At 65.3% G+C, this 496-nt stretch carries 1 protein-coding gene; it reads right to left on the minus strand.

The genetic code is table 11. The features are described from left to right. Positions 1–496: ABC transporter substrate-binding protein (locus DVK07_RS21310; protein WP_233565613.1), on the minus strand; the 496-nt coding region annotated here is incomplete at both ends.

Here is a 496-nt window from a genome sequence, read left to right on the forward strand (position 1 = left end):
CAGCACCTCGTCGACGTTCGGACTCTCGCCCCAGTAGTCGTCGAAGGCGGTGAGCCGGATCCGGTTGTTGGCGTCGTCGAGGGTCTCCAGCTGGAACGGGCCGGTCCCGACCATCTCCTCCCCGAGGTCCGCGTCGCCCTCGATGGCGTCCTGCGAGATGACGACCGCCGCGAACATCGCGAGGTTGCGGAGGAACGGCGCGTACGTCTGGGTGAGCGTGATCGAAAGCTCGTAGTCGCTCGGCGCCTCGATGCTGTCGATCCAGTTGCCGAGGGTAAACGGACCGTAAACGGAGGCGTCATCGAAGTGGTACTCGTAGTCGTCGTCGACGAACCGCCGATACGTGGCGATGAAGTCGTCAGCGGTGAACTCCGACCCGTCGTGGAAGCTCACACCCTCCCGCAGCGTGAGGGTCACCGAATCGCCGTCGAGCGACCAGTCGGTAGCGAGCGATTCGGTGAGCGACGCCTCGCCCGGCTGGAAGGCAATCAGCCCC

The sequence above is a fragment of the Halorubrum sp. Atlit-26R genome, from assembly GCF_003666015.1.
In the GTDB taxonomy this organism is placed as follows: Archaea; Halobacteriota; Halobacteria; order Halobacteriales; family Haloferacaceae; genus Halorubrum.